The organism is Streptomyces sp. NPDC058525, from assembly GCF_042719495.1.
GTDB lineage: Bacteria > Actinomycetota > Actinomycetes > Streptomycetales > Streptomycetaceae > Streptomyces.
On record NZ_JBHXNP010000010.1, the window covers coordinates 45,967 to 62,863 of the forward strand.

Here is a 16,897-nt window from a genome sequence, read left to right on the forward strand (position 1 = left end):
CCCCGCGCCTCAAACGCCGGCGGGGCTGAATGTGGCCGCTGCCCGGCCCTCGGGGCTCCACCGCCCGGCGTTGAGGGCGTCCCTTGGGAGGCGCGGAGTTGTGCCGTCCCATGCAGCCACGCCGAAGCAAAATCCAGCCCCGCCGGCGTTTGAGGCGCGGGGTCTGGGGCGGAGCCCCAGGGCATGGAGCCGCGGCCGAGGGCCGGGCCAGGGTTCGCCCAGCCCCGTCGGCGTTTGAGGCGCGGGGGCTGGGCGGGCACAGGGGTGGGCTAGTGGGAGGCCAGTTCTGGGTGCCAGCGGGCGGCCACCGCCGGGTGGGCGCGGACCCAGCCCTTCAGCTCGTTGCGCCCGTACTCCGCGTGCAGCGGATTCGACGCGTCGTGCGCGATGCCCGGCGCCTCCGCGAGATAGTCCCCCGGCACCGTCTCCACCACCGCGTCCAGCCGCGGGTTGTAGAAGAACGGCACCGAATACCGCTCCACCGCACCCGGCGGGCTGACCACCCGGTGGTCCGTCGCCGTCAGGTAGCCCTCCGTCGCGATCTCCAGCAGCTCGCCCAGGTTGACGACGAACGCGCCGGGCATCGGCGGGATGTCGACGTAGCCGCCGTCCCGGACCACCTGGAGGCCGCCCACCGAGTCCTGAAGGAGCAGCGTCAGGAAGCCGTAGTCCTTGTGCGCGCCGACCCCCTGGTCCGCGCCCGTCGGGTCCGACCCCGGGTAGCGGATCAGCTTCGTGTGCAGGTGGGGCCGGTCCGCGAAGGCCGCGTCGAAGAAGTCCGGCGGGGCGCCGATCGACGCCAGGATCTCCCGCAGCAGCCGGTGGGCGACCCCCGCGAGCCGGGACTGCCAGTCCAGGACCACGCCCCGCAGCTCGGGCAGCGCCGCGGGCCACTGGTTCGGGCCCTCCAGCCACAGGTACGCCGGGTCCCGCGGCCCCACCGCCGGCGCCGGCCGCTCCGCGCCCACGTCCAGCTGGTCCCGCCAGTCGGAGGCCCCGCCGGTCAGCTCGTGGCCGATCCGCGTGTAGCCGCGGAAGTGCGGGGAGTTCAGATTGCTCACGGCCAGCCGGTCGGCTTCCGGAAGGGTGAAGAAGGCCCTGGTCAGCTCCAGCACGCGGGTGCTCTCGGCGTCGGTGACGCCGTGCCCGGTCAGGTACAGGAACCCGGTGTCCCTGGCCGCTGCGTGCAGCTTCTTCAGGAACCCGGCCCGCCGGGCCGGGTCGTCCGCCTCGGAGAGGTCTAGGACGGGCAGGGCGGGAAGGGACGGGTGCGCGGACGGCATGACGGCTCCGTTTCGGATGTCACGGGGTCCTGTTCCCCTTCGGGTGGCGGGGGCCGCGGGTGGGGAGGGCCGCCGGCAGGGATGGCGCCGGGACCGCTTGGGCCGCGTACAGGACCAAGTCGGATCGGTGTGGATCAGGCTTGGGGATGGTCCGGCGGCAGACAGCTCGACGTCGTGACGCGCATGTGGTCGACATGCCGGCGCTTCACGAGGCGCGTGACGAAGGGAACGGTCATACGGTGAGCGTACGCCCGTGCGAGCGGTCATCAGTACGGGTGATCCGGCCTGCCCGGACGGCCCCGGCCGCGGACCGGCTACGCTGGACCCGTGGCAGTCGTCGATGTTTCCGAAGAGCTGAAGTCCCTCTCCTCGACCATGGGGTCGATCGAGGCCGTCCTGGACCTCGACAAGCTGAGGGCAGATATCGCCGTGCTCGAGGAGCAGGCCGCCGCGCCGTCCCTGTGGGACGACCCGGAGGCCGCTCAGAAGATCACGAGCAAGCTTTCCCACCTCCAGGCAGAGGTCCGCAAGACCGAGACCCTGCGCGGGCGCATCGACGACCTCTCGGTGCTGTTCGACCTCGCCCAGGAGATGGACGACGCGGACACCCTCGCCGAGGCCGAGGCGGAGCTGGTCTCCGTGCGCAAGGCCCTGGACGAGATGGAGGTCAGGACCCTGCTCTCCGGCGAGTACGCCGAGCGCGAGGCCCTGGTCAACATCCGCGCCGAGGCCGGCGGCGTCGACGCCTCCGACTTCGCCGAGCGCCTCCAGCGCATGTACCTGCGCTGGGCCGAGCGGCACGGCTACCCCACCGAGGTCTACGAGACCTCGTACGCGGAAGAGGCCGGCATCAAGTCGACCACCTTCGTCGTCAAGGCCCCGTACGCCTACGGCACCCTCTCCGTGGAGCAGGGCACCCACCGCCTCGTGCGGATCTCGCCCTTCGACAACCAGGGCCGCCGCCAGACCTCCTTCGCGGGCGTCGAGGTGCTGCCGGTCGTCGAGTCCAGCGACCACGTCGAGATCGACGAGGGCGAGCTGCGCATCGACGTGTACCGCGCCTCCGGCCCCGGCGGCCAGGGCGTCAACACGACCGACTCGGCCGTGCGCATCACGCACATCCCGACCGGCATCGTGGTCTCCTGCCAGAACGAGCGCTCGCAGATCCAGAACAAGGCCAGCGCCATGAACGTCCTCCAGGCCAAGCTGCTCGAGCGGCGCCGCCAGGAGGAACAGGCCAAGATGGACGCCCTCAAGGACGGCGGCAGCTCCTGGGGCAACCAGATGCGGTCCTACGTCCTGCACCCGTACCAGATGGTCAAGGACCTGCGGACGGAGTTCGAGGTCGGCAACCCGCAGGCGGTGCTCGACGGCGAGATCGACGGCTTCCTCGAGGCCGGCATCCGCTGGCGCAAGCAGCAGGAGCAGACCGCGTAACCCCCCCGGCATGCGGAAAGGGCCCGGACACCTGGTGTCCGGGCCCTTTCGCCATGAACCGTCATGGATTCTTCATGATCGGTACGTCTACGCGGTCTGCTGGGCCACCAGTGCCAGCGCGGCCACCAGGATCACCATGAGGGCGATGAGCGCCACGGGATTCAGGCCGGAGAAGGGGCCCTCCTGCTGGAGGCGCTCCCGGTTCGCCCGGCACACAGGGCAGCGGCCCTGGCTTACGGGTGCGGCGCAGTTCGCGCACACGAGCCGGTCATATGTCATGCGCTCCTCCTCTCGTCCCCTTCACACTGCGACATCGACTACAACGCGGCGGGGAACGAGACCGTTCCCCCTACCACTGTGCCAGCTTCGCCGGCATTCGGCGCGGCCCGTCCGGGCAATCACGGTCCCGGCCGGCTCAGGATCCTCCCGGACCGGGGGATAAAAGGGGCAACTCCGGTAGCCGGGTCCACACCCCGCGCCCGTTCGCGTATGGTCACGCACACCTACTCCCGGCGACCGTGGTGCACCGTGATCCGATTCGACAGCGTCTCCAAGTCCTACCCGAAGCAGAACCGTCCCGCACTCAGAGATGTCTCCCTGGACATCGCGAAGGGCGAGTTCGTCTTCCTGGTCGGCTCCTCCGGCTCCGGCAAGTCCACCTTCCTGCGGCTCATCCTGCGCGAGGAGCGGGCGAGCCACGGCCAGGTCCACGTCCTGGGCAAGGACCTCGCCAAGCTCTCCAACTGGAAGGTGCCGCAGATGCGCCGCCAGCTGGGCACCGTCTTCCAGGACTTCCGCCTGCTGCCCAACAAGACGGTGGCCGAGAACGTGGCCTTCGCGCAGGAGGTCATCGGCAAGCCGCGGGGCGAGATCCGCAAGGCCGTCCCGCAGGTCCTGGAGCTCGTCGGCCTCGGCGGCAAGGAGGACCGGATGCCCGGCGAGCTCTCCGGCGGTGAGCAGCAGCGCGTGGCCATCGCCCGCGCCTTCGTCAACCGCCCCGCCCTGCTCATCGCGGACGAGCCCACCGGCAACCTCGACCCGCAGACCTCCGTCGGGATCATGAAGCTGCTGGACCGGATCAACCGGACCGGCACCACCGTGATCATGGCGACCCACGACCAGCAGATCGTCGACCAGATGCGCAAGCGCGTCATCGAACTCGAACAGGGCCGACTCGTGCGCGACCAGTCGCGCGGCGTCTACGGCTACCAGCACTGAAAGGTCCCTGAGACGCAATGCGCGCCCAGTTCGTCATGTCGGAGATCGGCGTCGGTCTCCGTCGCAATCTCACCATGACCTTCGCGGTCATCATCTCCGTGGCCCTGTCGCTGGCCCTGTTCGGTGGCTCCCTGCTCATGCGCGAGCAGGTCAGCAAGATGAAGGGCTACTGGTACGACAAGGCCAACGTCTCGATCTACCTCTGCAACAAGTCGGACGCCGAGCAGGCCACCGAAGCCGCCAACAAGGCGGCCGGGTCGGGCGACCCCGGTGTCGCCACCTGCCGCAAGGGTGCGGTGACCGACGAGCAGAAGAAGCAGATCGAGACCGAGCTCAAGCAGATGTCCCTGGTGAAGTCCGTCGCCTACGAGTCGGCGGACGAGGCCTACAAGCACTACCAGGAGCAGTACGGCCACACGGCGCTGGCCTCCTCCATCACCCCGGACCAGATGCAGGAGTCCTTCCGGGTCAAGCTCAAGGACCCGGAGAAGTACAAGGTCGTCACCTCCGCCTTCACCGGCCGGGACGGCATCCACACCGTCGACGACCAGCGCCAGGCCATCGACGACCTCTTCAAGATCCTCAACTACCTCAACGTCGCCGCGCTCGCCATCATGCTGATCATGCTGATCGTGGCGCTGCTGCTGATCGTCAACACGGTGCGCGTCTCCGCGTTCAGCCGCAGGCGGGAGACCGGGATCATGCGGCTGGTGGGTGCCTCCAGCTTCTACATCCAGGTCCCCTTCATCATGGAGGCGGCCGTCGCCGGGCTCATCGGCGCGCTCTTCGCCTGCGTGATGCTCGTCTCGGGCCAGTACTTCGTCATCGACCACGGCGTCGGCCTGCGGGACAAGATCCAGATCATCGACTTCATGGGCTGGACCTCCGTCATCGCCAAGCTGCCGTACGTGCTCTTCATCGGCCTCCTGATGCCCTCGGTGGCCGCGTTCCTCGCATTGCGCAAGTACCTGAAGGTGTGACGAGCGCCCCGTGAGCGGTCCGGCCAACCATCCGTACCGGCACGGGGCTTGTCCTAGACTCGGCGCCATGCCGGGCCTGCCGAGTATTCCCGCCTTCTGTCTCCGGCCCCGCGACCTGCGTCGCGGGGCCGCTTTGACGTTGGCCTTCCTCGCGGCCGTCGGCACCGCCGCGAGCACCGGCTGCTGGGACCGCGAGGACACCGCGGCCGCCCTCGCCGTCCGTGCCGAGGCCGCGGAGGCCTCCGTACCCGAACCGCCCAGAGCCACGGGCACCGCCGACCGGGAGGCCGTCGCCCGGGCCGCCGCCGAGGCCGTCGCCGACGGGAAGTCCGGCAAGAAGGCCGCCCAGGAGGTGGTCAGCCGCAGCGGGGACCGCTGGGGCACCGTCTACGACCAGGGCGAGTACGCCGCCTTCGCCGAGGGCCTCGACGGCCGCTGGACCGGGGTCGGGCTCTGGGCCCGGCGCGGCCCCGAAGGCCGCATCGAGGTCGACAAGGTCCAGCCCGCCGGCCCCGCCGCCCGGGCCGGCGTACGCGCCGGGGACCGGCTGCTGAGCGTCGACGGGCACGCCGTCACCGGCCTCGCCGTCACCGACGTGATCGCCCTGCTGCGCGGCCAGGCCGGCACCCCCGTCGTGCTGAACCTCAGCCGCGAAGGCGCCGACCTCACCGAGACCGTCCGCCGCGAGCAGCTGCGCACCGAGCCGGTGACCGTACGGCAGCTCCGCGACGGGATCACCGTCATCAAGGTGGCCTCCTTCACCCGCGGTTCGGGCGAGCGGGTCAAGGCGGCCGTGCGCGCGGCCCCGCCCGGCGGCGGGGTCATGCTCGACCTGCGCGGCAATCCGGGCGGGCTGGTCGCGGAGGCGGTGACGGCGGCCTCCGCCTTCCTGGACGGCGGCCTGGTGGCGACGTACGACGTACGGGGCGACCAGCGCGCCCTGTACGCCGACCCGGGCGGGGACACCGGCCGGCCGCTGGTGGCCCTGGTGGACGGCGGCACCATGAGCGCGGCCGAGCTGGTCACCGGCGCCCTCCAGGACCGCGGCCGGGCCGTGGCGGTGGGCAGCAGGACCTTCGGCAAGGGCTCGGTGCAGATGCCGACGGAGCTCCCGGACGGTTCAGTGGCCGAGCTGACGGTGGGCACGTACCGCACACCGGGCGGCCGCAGCCTGGACGGCAGGGGCATCACCCCGGACGTGGCGGCGGGCGCGGGCGTCGAGGAGCGGGCCGCGCAGGTATTGGGTGGCCTCGGGGTGGGTCCGTAGTGCGAAAATGACCTCACTATGGCTAAGGAAAAAGGGCGCAAGCTGATCGCCCAGAACAAGAAGGCGCGGCACGACTACACGATCCTCGACACCTACGAGTGCGGTCTCGTGCTCACGGGGACCGAGGTCAAGTCCATGCGCCAGGGCCGGGCCTCGCTGGTCGACGGCTTCGTGTCGGTGGAGGGCCGCGAGGCGTGGCTCTACAACGTGCACGTGCCGGAGTACAGCCAGGGCACCTGGACCAACCACAGCGCCCGCCGCAAGCGCAAGCTCCTCATGCACCGGGAGGAGATCGACAAGCTGGAGCGCAAGTCGGAGGAGACGGGTCACACGATCGTGCCCCTGTCGCTGTACTTCAAGGACGGCCGCGCGAAGGTCGAGATCGCGCTGGCCAAGGGCAAGAAGGAGTACGACAAGCGGCAGACGCTCCGGGAGAAGCAGGACACCCGCGAGACGAACCGGGCGATCTCGGCGATCCGGCGCAAGCAGCGGGGTACGGTTTAATCTCCTGGCACGCGGTGGTCCACTTCGCGTACCATGGCGTCAGCACCCGCCGCTCGCGGTGGACGCTACTTGTGCAGTACATAACTGAAAAGCGTGAAACATGGGGATGATCGGTTTCGACAGCGGATGTCGATGCAGGGGAAGCGAGCCGAGGAAGCGGCAATGATCTCGCTAACCACATGTCGCAAACAATAATCGCCAACTCCAAGAGCGATAACTCCCGCTTCACCCTCGCTGCCTAATAACAGTGAGCTGAAGCCTCTGTGAGGAGCGTCAGCCCGGAAGTGGTCCCGGTCCGGATCCTGGCGTCAATTAGGGATCTAAACCTCTAACCCCGGTCACGGGGGCTGGAGGGAAATCAAACAGTGACTGAGCCCGTCGGAGACTTGTCCGTGTGATCTCCGGGGCTGAGAAAAGCGCAGCGGACTGCGCTCGGAGAAGCCCTGCTTCTGCACCGTTGGACGCGGGTTCGATTCCCGCCATCTCCACTCATCCCATGTGGGCAAAGGCCCCGCAGCCTCTCGGCTGCGGGGCCTTTGTCATGTGCGTCAGCCGGAGGCCCACGCCTTCGCTTCCGCCAGGCCGGAGGCGGTGCCGATCACCACGTAGGCGAAGCCGTCCCATTCCTCCAGGACACGCGGTTCGTCCGGTCGCACGTGGCCGGCGCCGCCGTGTGCGGGACGGTGGCGACGGTGGATGTCCAGCGGTGGCCGGCGGCGGCGGGTGTACGCGGCGAGCGGGTCAGCCGGGTCGACGCGGGGGACGGCGCGGGACGGCTGGTTGGGCGGTCCTGGGCGGCGGTGCTTGGCCATGGGGGTGATGGTCCCAGAATCTCAGGGGCGGGGAAGGGGGAGCCCTGGAATCTTCGGATGCCGGAGGTGTTGCCCGCCTTCGTACACGTGAAGGGTGAACGTCTCCGGGCCCGGCTGGCCGGCCTTGTCGTAGGCGGTCAGCACGCTTTCCACCTGCTCCCACAGCCGCGCCGGCCCGCGCTCCCGTACCTCCCACTCGTCACCCTGTGGGGTGAGGAGGGCGGCGGAGCCGGTGACGGTGTCGGCCAGGAGCACGCTTTTACCCACGGTGGTCATCTGGGCGTCGGGGATGGTGGACTGGGCCAGGAAGCGCAGGTGGAACGCCTCCGTGGTGGCGGCGGTGATCCGCTGCGGCGAATGCTGGGCGCGGCGGCCTCCGTCGGTGAGCTGGGCGGTCCAGTGGGTGGGGTTCCCGAGCGCGGGGGCGGCGTGGGTGCGGGCGGACATGAAGGAGACCGTGCCCGGCAGTAGCGGGCCCGTGGCTGTGCCGTCTTCGTTCACGGTGAGCAGGACGCGGGCGTATCCGTAGAGCCAGCCGGAGAGGGTGAGCAGGATCTTTCCGCCCGGCCGGGTCTGGGCGATCAGGGCCGGGGGTACGGCGCGGAAGGAGCAGGCGGCCACGATCCGGTCGAAGGGCGCTTGCGGCCAGTACCCGTACAGGCCGTCCGCGACGGCGAGCGTGGGTGTGTACCCCAGCCCGTATAGGGCGCCCGCCGCCTGGGAGAGCCGGTGGCCGTCCACCTCGATGGAGGTGACCAGTCGGGAGTCCAGGCGTTCGCAGGCGAGTGCGGTGGAGTAGCCGGTGCCGGTCCCGATTTCCAGCACACGGTGGCCTTCGTGCACGTCGACGTCCGCCCACATCTGCACGACCAGGGAAGGCAGGGTGGAGGAGGACGTGGGCGCGCCCCCGTGCCGGGGCGCAGGCGGCTGCTGCCAGTCGGGTTCGTCGCCGTCGAACTGTGTGGTCAGGGTGGTGTCGGTGTACGCGGCGGCCAGCCACCTGTCGTAGTCCAGTTCGGCGGTCACCGGCTCCCACACCGTGAGCCCGTGGGCGTCCAGTTCGTCGGCGGCCAGGTAGAAGCCGGGGACGAACCGGTGCCGGGGTACTGCCTCCACGGCCGCCCGCCACCGGGGATCGGCCAGGGCGCCGGACTCGGCCAGGGCGCTGGCCAGCGTCTGCCGCAGCTGGGCGGCCTCGGTCTCAGGGTCGGCGGGCATCGTCATGGCCTGCCGCCTCCTTCCTGGTGAGGATGTCGGCAAACGCTTCGGTGATGGCGGGTGCGTCGGGGAGCCAGCCCCACTGTCCGTTCGGGTTGCACTCGATGGCCGTCCAGTCTTCCGCAGCATCGCCGCCGCCGGTCAGGGCGAAGTCGAAGCAGCCGAAGACCAGCCCGAACGATGCCAGGTAGCCGCGCAGGGCCGCCACGATTGGCTCCGGCACGTCGATGGGGGTGTGGACCAGCTTGTTCCAGTCGCCGCGCCGCCAGTCCAGGGCCCCGTCCGGGGCTTCCACGCGGCTGGCAAACACCTGCCGGCCGACCACGGTCATCCGGACGTCGCCGGTCTTGGGTACCTCGGCCTGGAACTGGTGCGGGATCACCGACAGGGAGTCGTCGAAGGTGCCGGGGTTGACGCGCTGCGCCCAGATCGCCCCGGCGTGCCCGTCCTCACCGGCGGGCAGGCCCCGGAAGGGCTTGTAAATGACCGGCCCGTGTTCGGCGGCGAACGCCCGGGCCTGCTCCACGTCGTTGGTGATGAGCGTGGCCGGGATGGTGAGCCCCAGCTCCATGAACCGCTGGAGCTGGGCGGGCTTGAACTCCGCGCCAGCTACAGACAGGGGGTGATTGACGTAGAGGGCGCCGGCCAGGGAGTGCAGGATGCCGCCGAGGCCGTGGCGGGCCTCGGCGGTGCAGAAGTCCCGCTGTTGGGCGGGCAGGTGGCCGTACCGGGCGGCGTACGGGGTGGGGCGGCGGTAGTACACCGCCGCCACCTCCCCTAACTCCACCTCCCGGCTCCCTGTGGCCAGTCGTCCACCCCAGGCTGCCGCCCCACCTCCGATACGGGCACCGCAGGACAACCCGGCGCCGATATCGGCGGGATCGGCGCGGACCACGGGTACCTCACGCTCGTTCAGCGCGGAGATCACCAGGTCCGCCGTGACGTCCTCCAGCGCAGTGAGAACCAGGATGGTGGAGGTCATCGGTCAGTCCGAGCTGTAGTCGGGGTTCGAGTCGTCCGCGGTCTGCGGCTGCGGGCTGGAACCGTCGCTGCCGCCGGACATGGACGTGGTGGGGTTGGTCTGGTTGGTGCCGTGCTGGCCCATCTCCACCGGCTGGCCGGCGGTGTCGGTGTAGCGGGCGGTCTGCGTGGACGGGTCCAGCGTCACCGCCGCGTACGCGGGCGGGCCGATCGGAAGCCGGTCAGTGACCAGCCGCATTGCCCACGGCGCCGGAGGCGCAAGGGGTGTGGGAGTCATGGGGTGGTGCTCCTCTCGATTCGATGGTTCGAGTGGTGCTGTAGGTGGTGCCGGAGCCTTCGGGAGAAGGCCCCGGCACCGGTCCGTCCGGCTCGACCTGTCCAGGGTTGTTCCGGGCGGAGGTCTTCGGGCCCCGCCGCGGGCGGCCGCCCAGGGGGGGAAGGGGCAGCCAGGGCGTCGCGGCGGGGCCAGCTCTAGAGGGTGGCGCGGTTCCCCCACCGGCACGCCCGGCCACCGTTGTTGTGGTGGTCGTCGGGCGGGGTGTCTGGGCGGGAGGTGGCCGGCCGGGGCGTGGCCGCCACGGTGTTCGTGTCGTCGGCCTGGACCAGGAAGGCTCCAACGACGACGTGGCCGAGGGCCCACACGGCGGCCAGGCCGGCCCCCGCGGGGTCGGCGAGTAACCGGACCCGGCGCCGTCGGCCCGTCACGGGGTCACCTTCGTGATGTCCCGTATCAGGGCCTGGCGCTCCTGCCCGGAGGGGAGACGCACCCAGACGAATGCGCGGGCGGCGTCCACCCCGTCCCAACCGGAGCCGACCTGGACCACGCGGCCGGTGATGGGCTCCGGTGCCGCCCGGCGGCGGTCCTCGGGCGGTACATAGGAGGTGCCGGTGACCTGGTCCCCGACCGCGTACGGGGCCGGGCGGCGGGCGGACACCATGGTTATCACCGGTCCTCCGCCGCGTCGTCGGCCTGGTCGTGCTGGACGTCGTCCGGGGGCTCCCAGCGGGCCATGAACCGGGCCAGACCATCCGCGGCGCGGTCCTGGAGTTCGGGGCTAGGTCCGGCTGGCGGGCCGGGGAGGGCGTGGTGGTTGTCCGGGCTGGCTGTGGCCATCATCACCTCACGTCGTCGGGAGCTGGAGCCGTACGAGTGCGTGGGCAGCGTTGTTGGGGAACGGGGCCGACTGGGTGTCGGTGGTTGCTGCCGATGACCAGTGAACGCGGAACGGCGCCCCAGAACTGGCACAGGTTGTGACAGTTCCAGGACGCCGTGTGACGGGTGGGGCCAGTGTGGACAGTGGTCTACAGGTCCGCCCCGCACCAGGACGCGTAACCGATCAAGGTGTCCGGGGTGCGGCGTGCGGTGTGCACGAGGCCGCTTACGGTCTCCCGGACGCTCGGGTGGTACTTGGCCTGCTGGGGGGCGACGGACCGCGCTCTGAGGAGGGAGGTCAAGGCGGCGTCCGTCTTCCCCGTCGACAGCTGGGCGCGGGCGGTGTCGATCCAGAAGTGGCCCAGGCGGTCGGGGAAGTAGTCGGCCGGCGGGCGGACCTCCTTCGCCAGCTGCAACGCGCGGCCGTGGTTGCCCAGCTCCATCTCCACGGCGGAGGCGTGGATGGCCACGTTGGTGGGGCCGAAGCTCTGGACGTGCGGGCCGTCGTTTCCGCCGCCTGTCACCTCCCTGCCCAGCATGTCCCCGAGGCGGCGCGCTTCGGCCAGCTCCCCGCGGGCGGTGTCCCCGTCGCCCCGCCGGCAGGCGAGCATGGCGGCCCGCAGGCGGAGGTTTCCGGCGGAGCACAGGGCCGGTACGTCCCCGGCCTGGACGCCGGTCTCCACGATGTCCAGGGCGCGGCTGATGATGGCCTGACCGACCTCCAGACGGCCCGTGGTGAAGGTGGCGTACGCCCGCATGTAGTGGTGCAGTGCCATCAAGTACGGGTCGTTCCCGCGGTGGACGGAGTAGTCCATGCGGGACAGCAGCAGGGCCACCAGGTCGGACAGCCCCAGGTTGTAAGCGACGTCGTACGCGGACCGGTAGACGTGGACCAGCATCCGGTGTGCCTGCTCTTCGGCGCGCCCGGTGGCGGTCTGGGACACCTGCACCAGTTCGTAAATGAGCGCCGGCGCCATAGCGGTGATCTTCGCGTAGTTGGAGGCGCGCCGGGCCTTCAGGACCAGGTGGACGTCCGCGCCGATGGCGGTCGCCGTGCGGACGGGGACCTCCTCCAGGGCCAGGTCCCAGTTCTCCAGGGAGGCTCGCAGGTTGGCCAGGGGGCCGTCCAGGCGGTCCTGGGCCTGGTCGGTGAGGTAGGGCTGGCCGGTGAAGGTGGTGACCGGTACGCCGAGGGCGCGGGCCACGGCGGCGACGAACGATGCCGAGGCCGGACGGCGGCCCTGTTCGACTTTGGCCAGGAGGCTTTCGGAGATGCTGGCTCTGTTGGCTAGTTGGGGCTGGGTGAGTCGGCACAGTCTCCGGTACGCCGCGATGCGCGCACCCGTGCCGGCGGCAGTGTTCTGGGGCATCCTGTCTGTGCTCCGTCCGCGTAGTGGTCCTGCTTGGACGGTACCCGCGGCCGGGTGGCGGGAGAACGGGAAAGGACCCCAACCGGCTGCGGGGCCTTCGTCATGCCGTATCAGTAGTGGTACCGGGCCTTGAGGATCTTCACTTCCTTCTCGTCCGCCCGGTACACGAGCCGGTGTTCGTCATCGATCCGGCGGGACCAGTAGCCCGACAACTCCCCCTTCAGCGGCTCGGGCTTGCCGATCCCGGTGAACGGGTCGCGTTGGATCTCGCCGATCAGGCGGGTGATCCTGCGGGCCATCTTCAGGTCGGAGGCGAGCCAGAAGAGGAAGTCCTCCCAGCCGTCGGGGTCGAAGTGGACACTCCTCACTCCTCGCCTCCGGCCAGATCCCTCAGCTCATCCATGGTCTTCGCGATCGCGGGCGCGCCTTCGCGGTCCCGAGCCACCGCGGCCATCAGGCGCTGGGCGTTGGCAGGCGAGCGCAGCAGATAGACGGTCTCCTGCCAGGAGTCGTAGTCGTCGGCGGACATGAGCACGGCGTCACCGTTCTTGGAGGTGATGCGCACCGGGGCGTGGTCCGTGTTGACGCGCTCGATCAGAGGGAACAGGGTCGCCCTGGCTTCGCTGGCGCTTATGGACATGGTGCCCTCCTCGTCGATGGTCGTACGGATTTATGGTACTGGATATGTACCAGAAACCGGTACGAGCGGACGATGGCCCCCACAGCCAAGCTCGGCTGCGGGGGCCCTCGTCATGTGCGTCGGGCGGGGGCCGCTGTCAGCAGAACGGCACCTTGTTGAGGTTCAGGGCGTAGCGGGCGGAGATCCAGCCGCTGCCGTCGGCGAGCTTGTACCAGATCGAATTGCCGTCGACGTTCTGGCCGTTGACCTTGCACTGCAGCTTGACCACCGTGCCCGTCTTGGCCTTGCCCTTCTTCGCGTACTGCGTGCCGGGGCCGGAGCGGATGCCGAGGCCCTTGCCGGGGGCGACGATCTTGGCCTTCGGGTGCTCGTGGTGGCCGCCGCACTTGCAGTCACCGGGCTTGCCGGTGTCGCCCTTTGGTCCCTTCGGGCCCTGCGGACCGGGCTTGCCCGGCAGGCCCTGGGGGCCCTTGGGTCCCTTCGGTCCGGCAGGACCGGCCGGGCCGGGCTTTCCGGGCTTGCCCTGGTGTCCCTTGGGTCCGGCGGGACCGGCGGGGCCGGGCTTTCCGGGCTTGCCCTGGTGTCCCTTGGGGCCCTGCGGGCCGGCAGGGCCGGACGGGCCTGCGGGTCCTTGGGGTCCCTGGGGTCCCTCGGGGCCCTGCGGTCCGGGCGGGCCGCCGGAGGGGCCCTGCGGTCCTTCGGGGCCGGTGGGGCCCTGGGGGCCTTCGGGTCCGGCGGGGCCTTCAGGTCCCGCAGGTCCTTCGGGGCCGGTGTCGCCCGTGTCGCCCTTGGGGCCCTGCGGTCCGGGCGGGCCGCCGGAGGGGCCCTGCGGTCCTTCGGGGCCGGTGGGGCCTTCGGGGCCGGCCGGGCCTTCGGGGCCGCGGGGGCCCTCGGGGCCGGTGTCGCCCTTGTCTCCCTTGTCGCCCTTCTCGCCCTTGGGGCCCGGCTTTCCGGGCTTGCCGTGGTGGCCGGGCTTTCCGGGCTTGCCGTCGTCGCCCTTCGGGCCCGTCGGCCCGGTCACCGAGGTGGCCACGGCGAACAGGGCGGGCGCCTCGGCTCCGGTCGCCCACTCGCCGCCGTCCAGCGTTGTGCCCTCCGGGGCGTTCGCGTCCACGCGGACGGACACGCCGAGCCGGGTCTGCTCGTTCGCGGGGAAGACGAAGCCCGCGCGGGTTCCGGCCTCGCAGGTCAGCTGTCGCGCGTCGCGCGAGAGCGTGCACGGGGAGGCCGTGCGCCGGCCGTTCCAGTAGAAGCGGGCCTCCGGAAAGGTCGTCCGTTCCGGAGCGGTGATCCGGAAGGTGCTGCTGACGGCCTGGTCGGTCCCGGTGGCGGCGGCGATGACGACGCGGCCCGTCCGGCCGGGAGCGATCGAGGGGACGTACGGCTGGGAGAACCGCAGCCCCGCCGAGTCGGCGAGGGCGGGTACGGCCGGTACGAGACAGGAGGCGGTGACGGCCGCGACGATCACGGCAGCCGAAACGGAGCGGTGAGCAGACAAAGGGTGTTCCTCCGCGAAGAAAGGGCGCTGGGGGAAGGCACCCCCAGTTATTGCGGATCGCGAGCGGCGGCGGTGCGTACCACGCGGGAACGATCACCCGCCCGCCGGATGAATCGCCCTGCCGCCGCAGCCGCCACCGCTGCGACCGCGGCCGCAGCGGGCAGCAGGTAGGCCGTCGGCGCACCGAGCCGGTCGACCGTCAGGCCCGCCGTGGCGGAACCGGCCGCGATACCGGCGAAGATGGCGGTGACGGCGAGGGTCATGCCCTCGTTGAGGCGGCCCGCGGGGGTCAGGGCGTGGACCCGGGACATGGCGGTGACCATCGTCGGGGCCGTGGCCATGCCGGCCAGCAGCAGGGCGCCGGCGAGCGCGGGCACCGAGCCGACGGCCGCCGCGGCCCAGGGCAGGGCCATGAGGACGGCCAGGACGGCGACGCAGGTCCGCAGGGTGCGGGGGCGCAGGGTGCCGTAGAGCAGCCCCGCCGCGCAGGAGCCCGCCGCTTGGAGGGCCAGGACCAGGCCGGAGGCGGCGCCCAGCCCGGTGGCGTCGAGGTAGGCGATCGAGGTGACCTCCATGGAGCCGAACACCAGGCCCAGGCAGCCGAACAGGGCCAGGAGCGGAGCCAGGGCGCGCAGCGGCGAGCCCTGCCGGGGCGCCGCGCCCGTCGCCGGGGGCTCCGTGGCGCGCTGGGCGGTGAAGACCAGCATCCCGGTGAGGAACAGGGCGGCGCCGACGAGGGTGCCGGCCTCGGGGAAGACGGCCGTGCACAGGAAGGCGGCCAGCACCGGGCCGAGCAGGAAGCAGAGTTCGTCGGCGGCCTGTTCGAAGGACATGGCCGTGTGGTGCGGGGCCGGGGCGCCGCGCAGCAGGTGGGTCCAGCGGGCCCGGGACATGCCGCCGATGTTGGGGGTGGTGGCGGTCGCCGCGTAGGAGGCGAAGAGGGTCCAGGCCGGGGCTCCGGTCCGGACGCACACGATCAGGCAGACCGAGCCGAGGACCGCGAACAGGGTGGCGGGAACGGCGATCCGGGCCTGCCCGTACCGGTCGACCAGCCGGGCCGTCCAGGGCGCGACCAGGGCGGTCGCGGCCAGGCCGGTGGCCGTGACCGCACCGGCGAGGGCGTACGAACCGCGCTGGCCGGCGATCATCATGACCGCGCTGATCCCGAACATGCCCATGGGGAGCCGGGCGAGGAGGTTCCCGGCGGTGAAGGCACGGGTGCCGGGGAGGGCGAACAGGCTCCGGTACGGGCCGAGGACGCGGCCCCAGGCGGCGGCAGGAGCGGGCACGGGCGCGGGTGCGGGCGCGAGCCCAGACGCAGGGGCAGCAGGGGCGGTCGGAGCAGCCGGAGCAGCCGGAGCGGTAGAGGCAGCAGGAGCGGCCGGGGCCGCGAGGACGAGCGTGGTGCCGGTGACGGTCATGAGGGGCATGGCAACCACCCTCGGCCGGGCCCCGGTTCGGCGTCCAACACCTGTTCGGAGCCCATTCACCGGTTTCCGTTGTTAGTCTCCGGGGGTGATCCCCCGAGATGTGGACCCCCGGCTGCTGCGCGGGTTCGTCGCCGCCGCCGAGGAGCTGCACTTCACCCGTGCCGCCGCCCGCCTCTACGTCGCCCAGCAGGCCCTCAGCCGCGATGTCCGCCGCCTCGAACAGACCCTGGGCACGGCGCTGTTCGTACGGACCACCCGCGCCGTCGAGCTGACCTCCGACGGGCTGCGGCTGCTGCCGCTCGCCCGGCGGGTGCTGGCCGCGCACGAGGACCTGGCCGCCGCCTTCACCGCCCCCCGCGCCCTCCTCGTCGACCTGAACACCGACGGCCCCAGCACCGGCCGCCGGGTCCTGGAACGGGCCCGCGAACTCGCCCCGGACTGCGAGCTGATGGCCCGCTTCGAGAGCGGCCTCACCCACGCCGCCGCCGAGATCGCGGCAGGCCGGCTCGACGTCGCCTTCGGGTACGCCGACGGGCTGGCCCCGGCGCTGCGCACGCGCCTCGCGCAGGTGCCCGTACGGTACGAGCCGCTCGCCGTGCTGCTGCCCGAGGGGCATCCGCTGGCCGCGCAGGACGCCGTACGCGTGGACGCGCTGGCCGGGGAGACCGTGTACGCGGGCGCCGGGAACCCGCGGACCGTGGAGTGGACGGAGCTCGCGCGCGAGCTGTTCGCCGGGCGCGGCATCGAGATGGCGCCGCCCGCACCCGTGGCCGTGGGGAAGGAGGAGTTCCGCCGGGTGATGGCCAAGACCGGCAACCCGGTCCTGGTGACCGTGGACTTCCTCGACATGCCCGGCTGCGTGAAGCGCCCGCTGACCGACCCCGTGCCGCTGTCCCCGCTCTCGATGGTGTGGCGGCGCGGTTTCGGCCACCCCGGGCTGGACGCCCTGCGCGCCGCGGCCGGTGCGCTGGCCGCCGAGCGGGGCTGGCTCGTACCGCCCCCCGGCAGCTGGGTCCCGGCCCGGCTCACACCCGGACCGGGCGGCGGGTGAGAGCAAGGTTTCCCGGCGGTCATCCAGCGGGGACCGGGGCCGAAACGCGCCCTTC

20 protein-coding genes and 1 other RNA gene are annotated in these 16,897 nt (G+C 71.4%); 7 read left to right on the forward strand and 14 right to left on the reverse strand.

Translation table 11 applies throughout. From position 1 onward, the window contains the following. Window positions 1-269: 269 nt before the first annotated feature. A complete protein-coding gene (locus ACFWP3_RS08015; RefSeq protein WP_384217420.1) occupies window positions 270-1,283 on the reverse strand; it encodes an isopenicillin N synthase family dioxygenase in 1,014 nt (337 codons plus the stop codon). A gap of 327 nt (window positions 1,284-1,610) precedes the next feature. Between ACFWP3_RS08015 and prfB the strand changes: the two genes are divergently transcribed. After that, on the forward strand, window positions 1,611-2,720 hold the full coding sequence (prfB, locus tag ACFWP3_RS08020) for a peptide chain release factor 2 (RefSeq protein ID WP_384217422.1): 1,110 nt from the start codon (window positions 1,611-1,613) through the stop codon (window positions 2,718-2,720). An 87-nt stretch (window positions 2,721-2,807) separates the two neighbouring features. On the opposite strand, the gene ACFWP3_RS08025 is transcribed toward prfB, so the two are convergent. Next, window positions 2,808-2,999: a hypothetical protein gene (locus ACFWP3_RS08025; RefSeq protein ID WP_069920483.1), complete on the reverse strand. Its 192-nt coding sequence runs from the start codon at window positions 2,997-2,999 to the stop codon at window positions 2,808-2,810. Between the two features lie 249 nt (window positions 3,000-3,248). Here ACFWP3_RS08025 and ftsE point away from each other — a divergent pair, with 249 nt between their 5' ends. From ftsE to ssrA, 5 genes are all read left to right on the forward strand, one after another. Next, window positions 3,249-3,938, forward strand: a complete 690-nt coding sequence (gene ftsE, locus ACFWP3_RS08030; RefSeq protein WP_069923855.1) for a cell division ATP-binding protein FtsE — start codon at window positions 3,249-3,251, stop codon at window positions 3,936-3,938. A gap of 17 nt (window positions 3,939-3,955) precedes the next feature. Beyond that, complete coding sequence (ftsX, locus tag ACFWP3_RS08035; RefSeq protein WP_384217424.1) at window positions 3,956-4,918, forward strand: permease-like cell division protein FtsX; 963 nt, start codon at window positions 3,956-3,958, stop codon at window positions 4,916-4,918. A gap of 67 nt (window positions 4,919-4,985) precedes the next feature. Next, entirely contained in the window at window positions 4,986-6,185 is a 1,200-nt protein-coding gene (locus ACFWP3_RS08040) for a S41 family peptidase (protein WP_384217427.1), read from the forward strand. An 18-nt stretch (window positions 6,186-6,203) separates the two neighbouring features. After that, window positions 6,204-6,689, forward strand: a complete 486-nt coding sequence (gene smpB, locus ACFWP3_RS08045) for an SsrA-binding protein SmpB (protein ID WP_361761784.1) — start codon at window positions 6,204-6,206, stop codon at window positions 6,687-6,689. Window positions 6,690-6,791: 102 nt separating this feature from the next. After that, window positions 6,792-7,180, forward strand: a transfer-messenger RNA (tmRNA) gene (gene ssrA, locus ACFWP3_RS08050). A gap of 57 nt (window positions 7,181-7,237) precedes the next feature. On the opposite strand, the gene ACFWP3_RS08055 is transcribed toward ssrA, so the two are convergent. From ACFWP3_RS08055 to ACFWP3_RS08110, 12 genes are all read right to left on the reverse strand, one after another. Beyond that, a complete protein-coding gene (locus ACFWP3_RS08055) occupies window positions 7,238-7,501 on the reverse strand; it encodes a DUF6087 family protein (RefSeq protein ID WP_384217429.1) in 264 nt (87 codons plus the stop codon). Between the two features lie 21 nt (window positions 7,502-7,522). Then, entirely contained in the window at window positions 7,523-8,725 is a 1,203-nt protein-coding gene (gene tgmC, locus ACFWP3_RS08060; protein ID WP_384217432.1) for an ATP-grasp peptide maturase system methyltransferase, read from the reverse strand. Further along, the gene (gene tgmB / locus ACFWP3_RS08065) at window positions 8,703-9,701 is read right to left on the reverse strand and encodes an ATP-grasp ribosomal peptide maturase (protein WP_384217434.1); all 999 of its coding nucleotides are present in this window, start codon (window positions 9,699-9,701) and stop codon (window positions 8,703-8,705) included. The genes tgmC and tgmB overlap by 23 nt, the downstream gene beginning before the upstream one ends. A 3-nt stretch (window positions 9,702-9,704) precedes the next feature. After that, window positions 9,705-9,977, reverse strand: coding sequence for a putative ATP-grasp-modified RiPP (locus ACFWP3_RS08070; RefSeq protein ID WP_384217437.1), 273 nt, complete (start codon window positions 9,975-9,977; stop codon window positions 9,705-9,707). A 194-nt stretch (window positions 9,978-10,171) separates the two neighbouring features. Beyond that, window positions 10,172-10,405 carry a hypothetical protein gene (locus ACFWP3_RS08075; protein ID WP_384217439.1) on the reverse strand — a complete coding sequence of 78 codons (234 nt, stop codon included), beginning with the start codon at window positions 10,403-10,405 and terminating at the stop codon, window positions 10,172-10,174. Then, entirely contained in the window at window positions 10,402-10,647 is a 246-nt protein-coding gene (locus ACFWP3_RS08080; RefSeq protein ID WP_384217441.1) for a hypothetical protein, read from the reverse strand. Before ACFWP3_RS08080 ends, ACFWP3_RS08075 begins: the two co-directional genes overlap by 4 nt. Further along, the gene (locus tag ACFWP3_RS08085; RefSeq protein WP_384217443.1) at window positions 10,644-10,814 is read right to left on the reverse strand and encodes a hypothetical protein; all 171 of its coding nucleotides are present in this window, start codon (window positions 10,812-10,814) and stop codon (window positions 10,644-10,646) included. The genes ACFWP3_RS08080 and ACFWP3_RS08085 overlap by 4 nt, the downstream gene beginning before the upstream one ends. A gap of 188 nt (window positions 10,815-11,002) precedes the next feature. After that, window positions 11,003-12,223: a helix-turn-helix domain-containing protein gene (locus ACFWP3_RS08090; RefSeq protein ID WP_384217445.1), complete on the reverse strand. Its 1,221-nt coding sequence runs from the start codon at window positions 12,221-12,223 to the stop codon at window positions 11,003-11,005. Window positions 12,224-12,333: 110 nt separating this feature from the next. Further along, window positions 12,334-12,591: a Txe/YoeB family addiction module toxin gene (locus tag ACFWP3_RS08095; protein WP_384217448.1), complete on the reverse strand. Its 258-nt coding sequence runs from the start codon at window positions 12,589-12,591 to the stop codon at window positions 12,334-12,336. Continuing rightward, entirely contained in the window at window positions 12,588-12,863 is a 276-nt protein-coding gene (locus tag ACFWP3_RS08100; protein WP_384217450.1) for a type II toxin-antitoxin system Phd/YefM family antitoxin, read from the reverse strand. The genes ACFWP3_RS08095 and ACFWP3_RS08100 overlap by 4 nt, the downstream gene beginning before the upstream one ends. 136 nt (window positions 12,864-12,999) lie before the next feature. After that, window positions 13,000-14,361: an SH3 domain-containing protein gene (locus ACFWP3_RS08105; RefSeq protein WP_384217453.1), complete on the reverse strand. Its 1,362-nt coding sequence runs from the start codon at window positions 14,359-14,361 to the stop codon at window positions 13,000-13,002. 47 nt (window positions 14,362-14,408) lie between these two features. Beyond that, window positions 14,409-15,791, reverse strand: a complete 1,383-nt coding sequence (locus ACFWP3_RS08110; RefSeq protein ID WP_384217455.1) for an MFS transporter — start codon at window positions 15,789-15,791, stop codon at window positions 14,409-14,411. 85 nt (window positions 15,792-15,876) lie between these two features. Between ACFWP3_RS08110 and ACFWP3_RS08115 the strand changes: the two genes are divergently transcribed. After that, the gene (locus ACFWP3_RS08115) at window positions 15,877-16,842 is read left to right on the forward strand and encodes a LysR family transcriptional regulator (RefSeq protein ID WP_384217458.1); all 966 of its coding nucleotides are present in this window, start codon (window positions 15,877-15,879) and stop codon (window positions 16,840-16,842) included. Window positions 16,843-16,897 lie beyond the last annotated feature (55 nt).

Coding starts and splice junctions, on each gene's coding strand:
- ACFWP3_RS08015 (WP_384217420.1), bottom strand. CDS start 1,283: ATGCCGTCCGCGCACCCGTCCCTTCCCGCCCTGCCCGTCCTAGACCTC.
- ACFWP3_RS08025 (WP_069920483.1), bottom strand. CDS start 2,999: ATGACATATGACCGGCTCGTGTGCGCGAACTGCGCCGCACCCGTAAGC.
- ftsX (WP_384217424.1), top strand. CDS start 3,956: ATGCGCGCCCAGTTCGTCATGTCGGAGATCGGCGTCGGTCTCCGTCGC.
- ACFWP3_RS08040 (WP_384217427.1), top strand. CDS start 4,986: ATGCCGGGCCTGCCGAGTATTCCCGCCTTCTGTCTCCGGCCCCGCGAC.
- smpB (WP_361761784.1), top strand. CDS start 6,204: ATGGCTAAGGAAAAAGGGCGCAAGCTGATCGCCCAGAACAAGAAGGCG.
- ACFWP3_RS08055 (WP_384217429.1), bottom strand. CDS start 7,501: ATGGCCAAGCACCGCCGCCCAGGACCGCCCAACCAGCCGTCCCGCGCC.
- tgmC (WP_384217432.1), bottom strand. CDS start 8,725: ATGACGATGCCCGCCGACCCTGAGACCGAGGCCGCCCAGCTGCGGCAG.
- tgmB (WP_384217434.1), bottom strand. CDS start 9,701: ATGACCTCCACCATCCTGGTTCTCACTGCGCTGGAGGACGTCACGGCG.
- ACFWP3_RS08070 (WP_384217437.1), bottom strand. CDS start 9,977: ATGACTCCCACACCCCTTGCGCCTCCGGCGCCGTGGGCAATGCGGCTG.
- ACFWP3_RS08085 (WP_384217443.1), bottom strand. CDS start 10,814: ATGGCCACAGCCAGCCCGGACAACCACCACGCCCTCCCCGGCCCGCCA.
- ACFWP3_RS08090 (WP_384217445.1), bottom strand. CDS start 12,223: ATGCCCCAGAACACTGCCGCCGGCACGGGTGCGCGCATCGCGGCGTAC.
- ACFWP3_RS08100 (WP_384217450.1), bottom strand. CDS start 12,863: ATGTCCATAAGCGCCAGCGAAGCCAGGGCGACCCTGTTCCCTCTGATC.
- ACFWP3_RS08110 (WP_384217455.1), bottom strand. CDS start 15,791: ATGCCCCTCATGACCGTCACCGGCACCACGCTCGTCCTCGCGGCCCCG.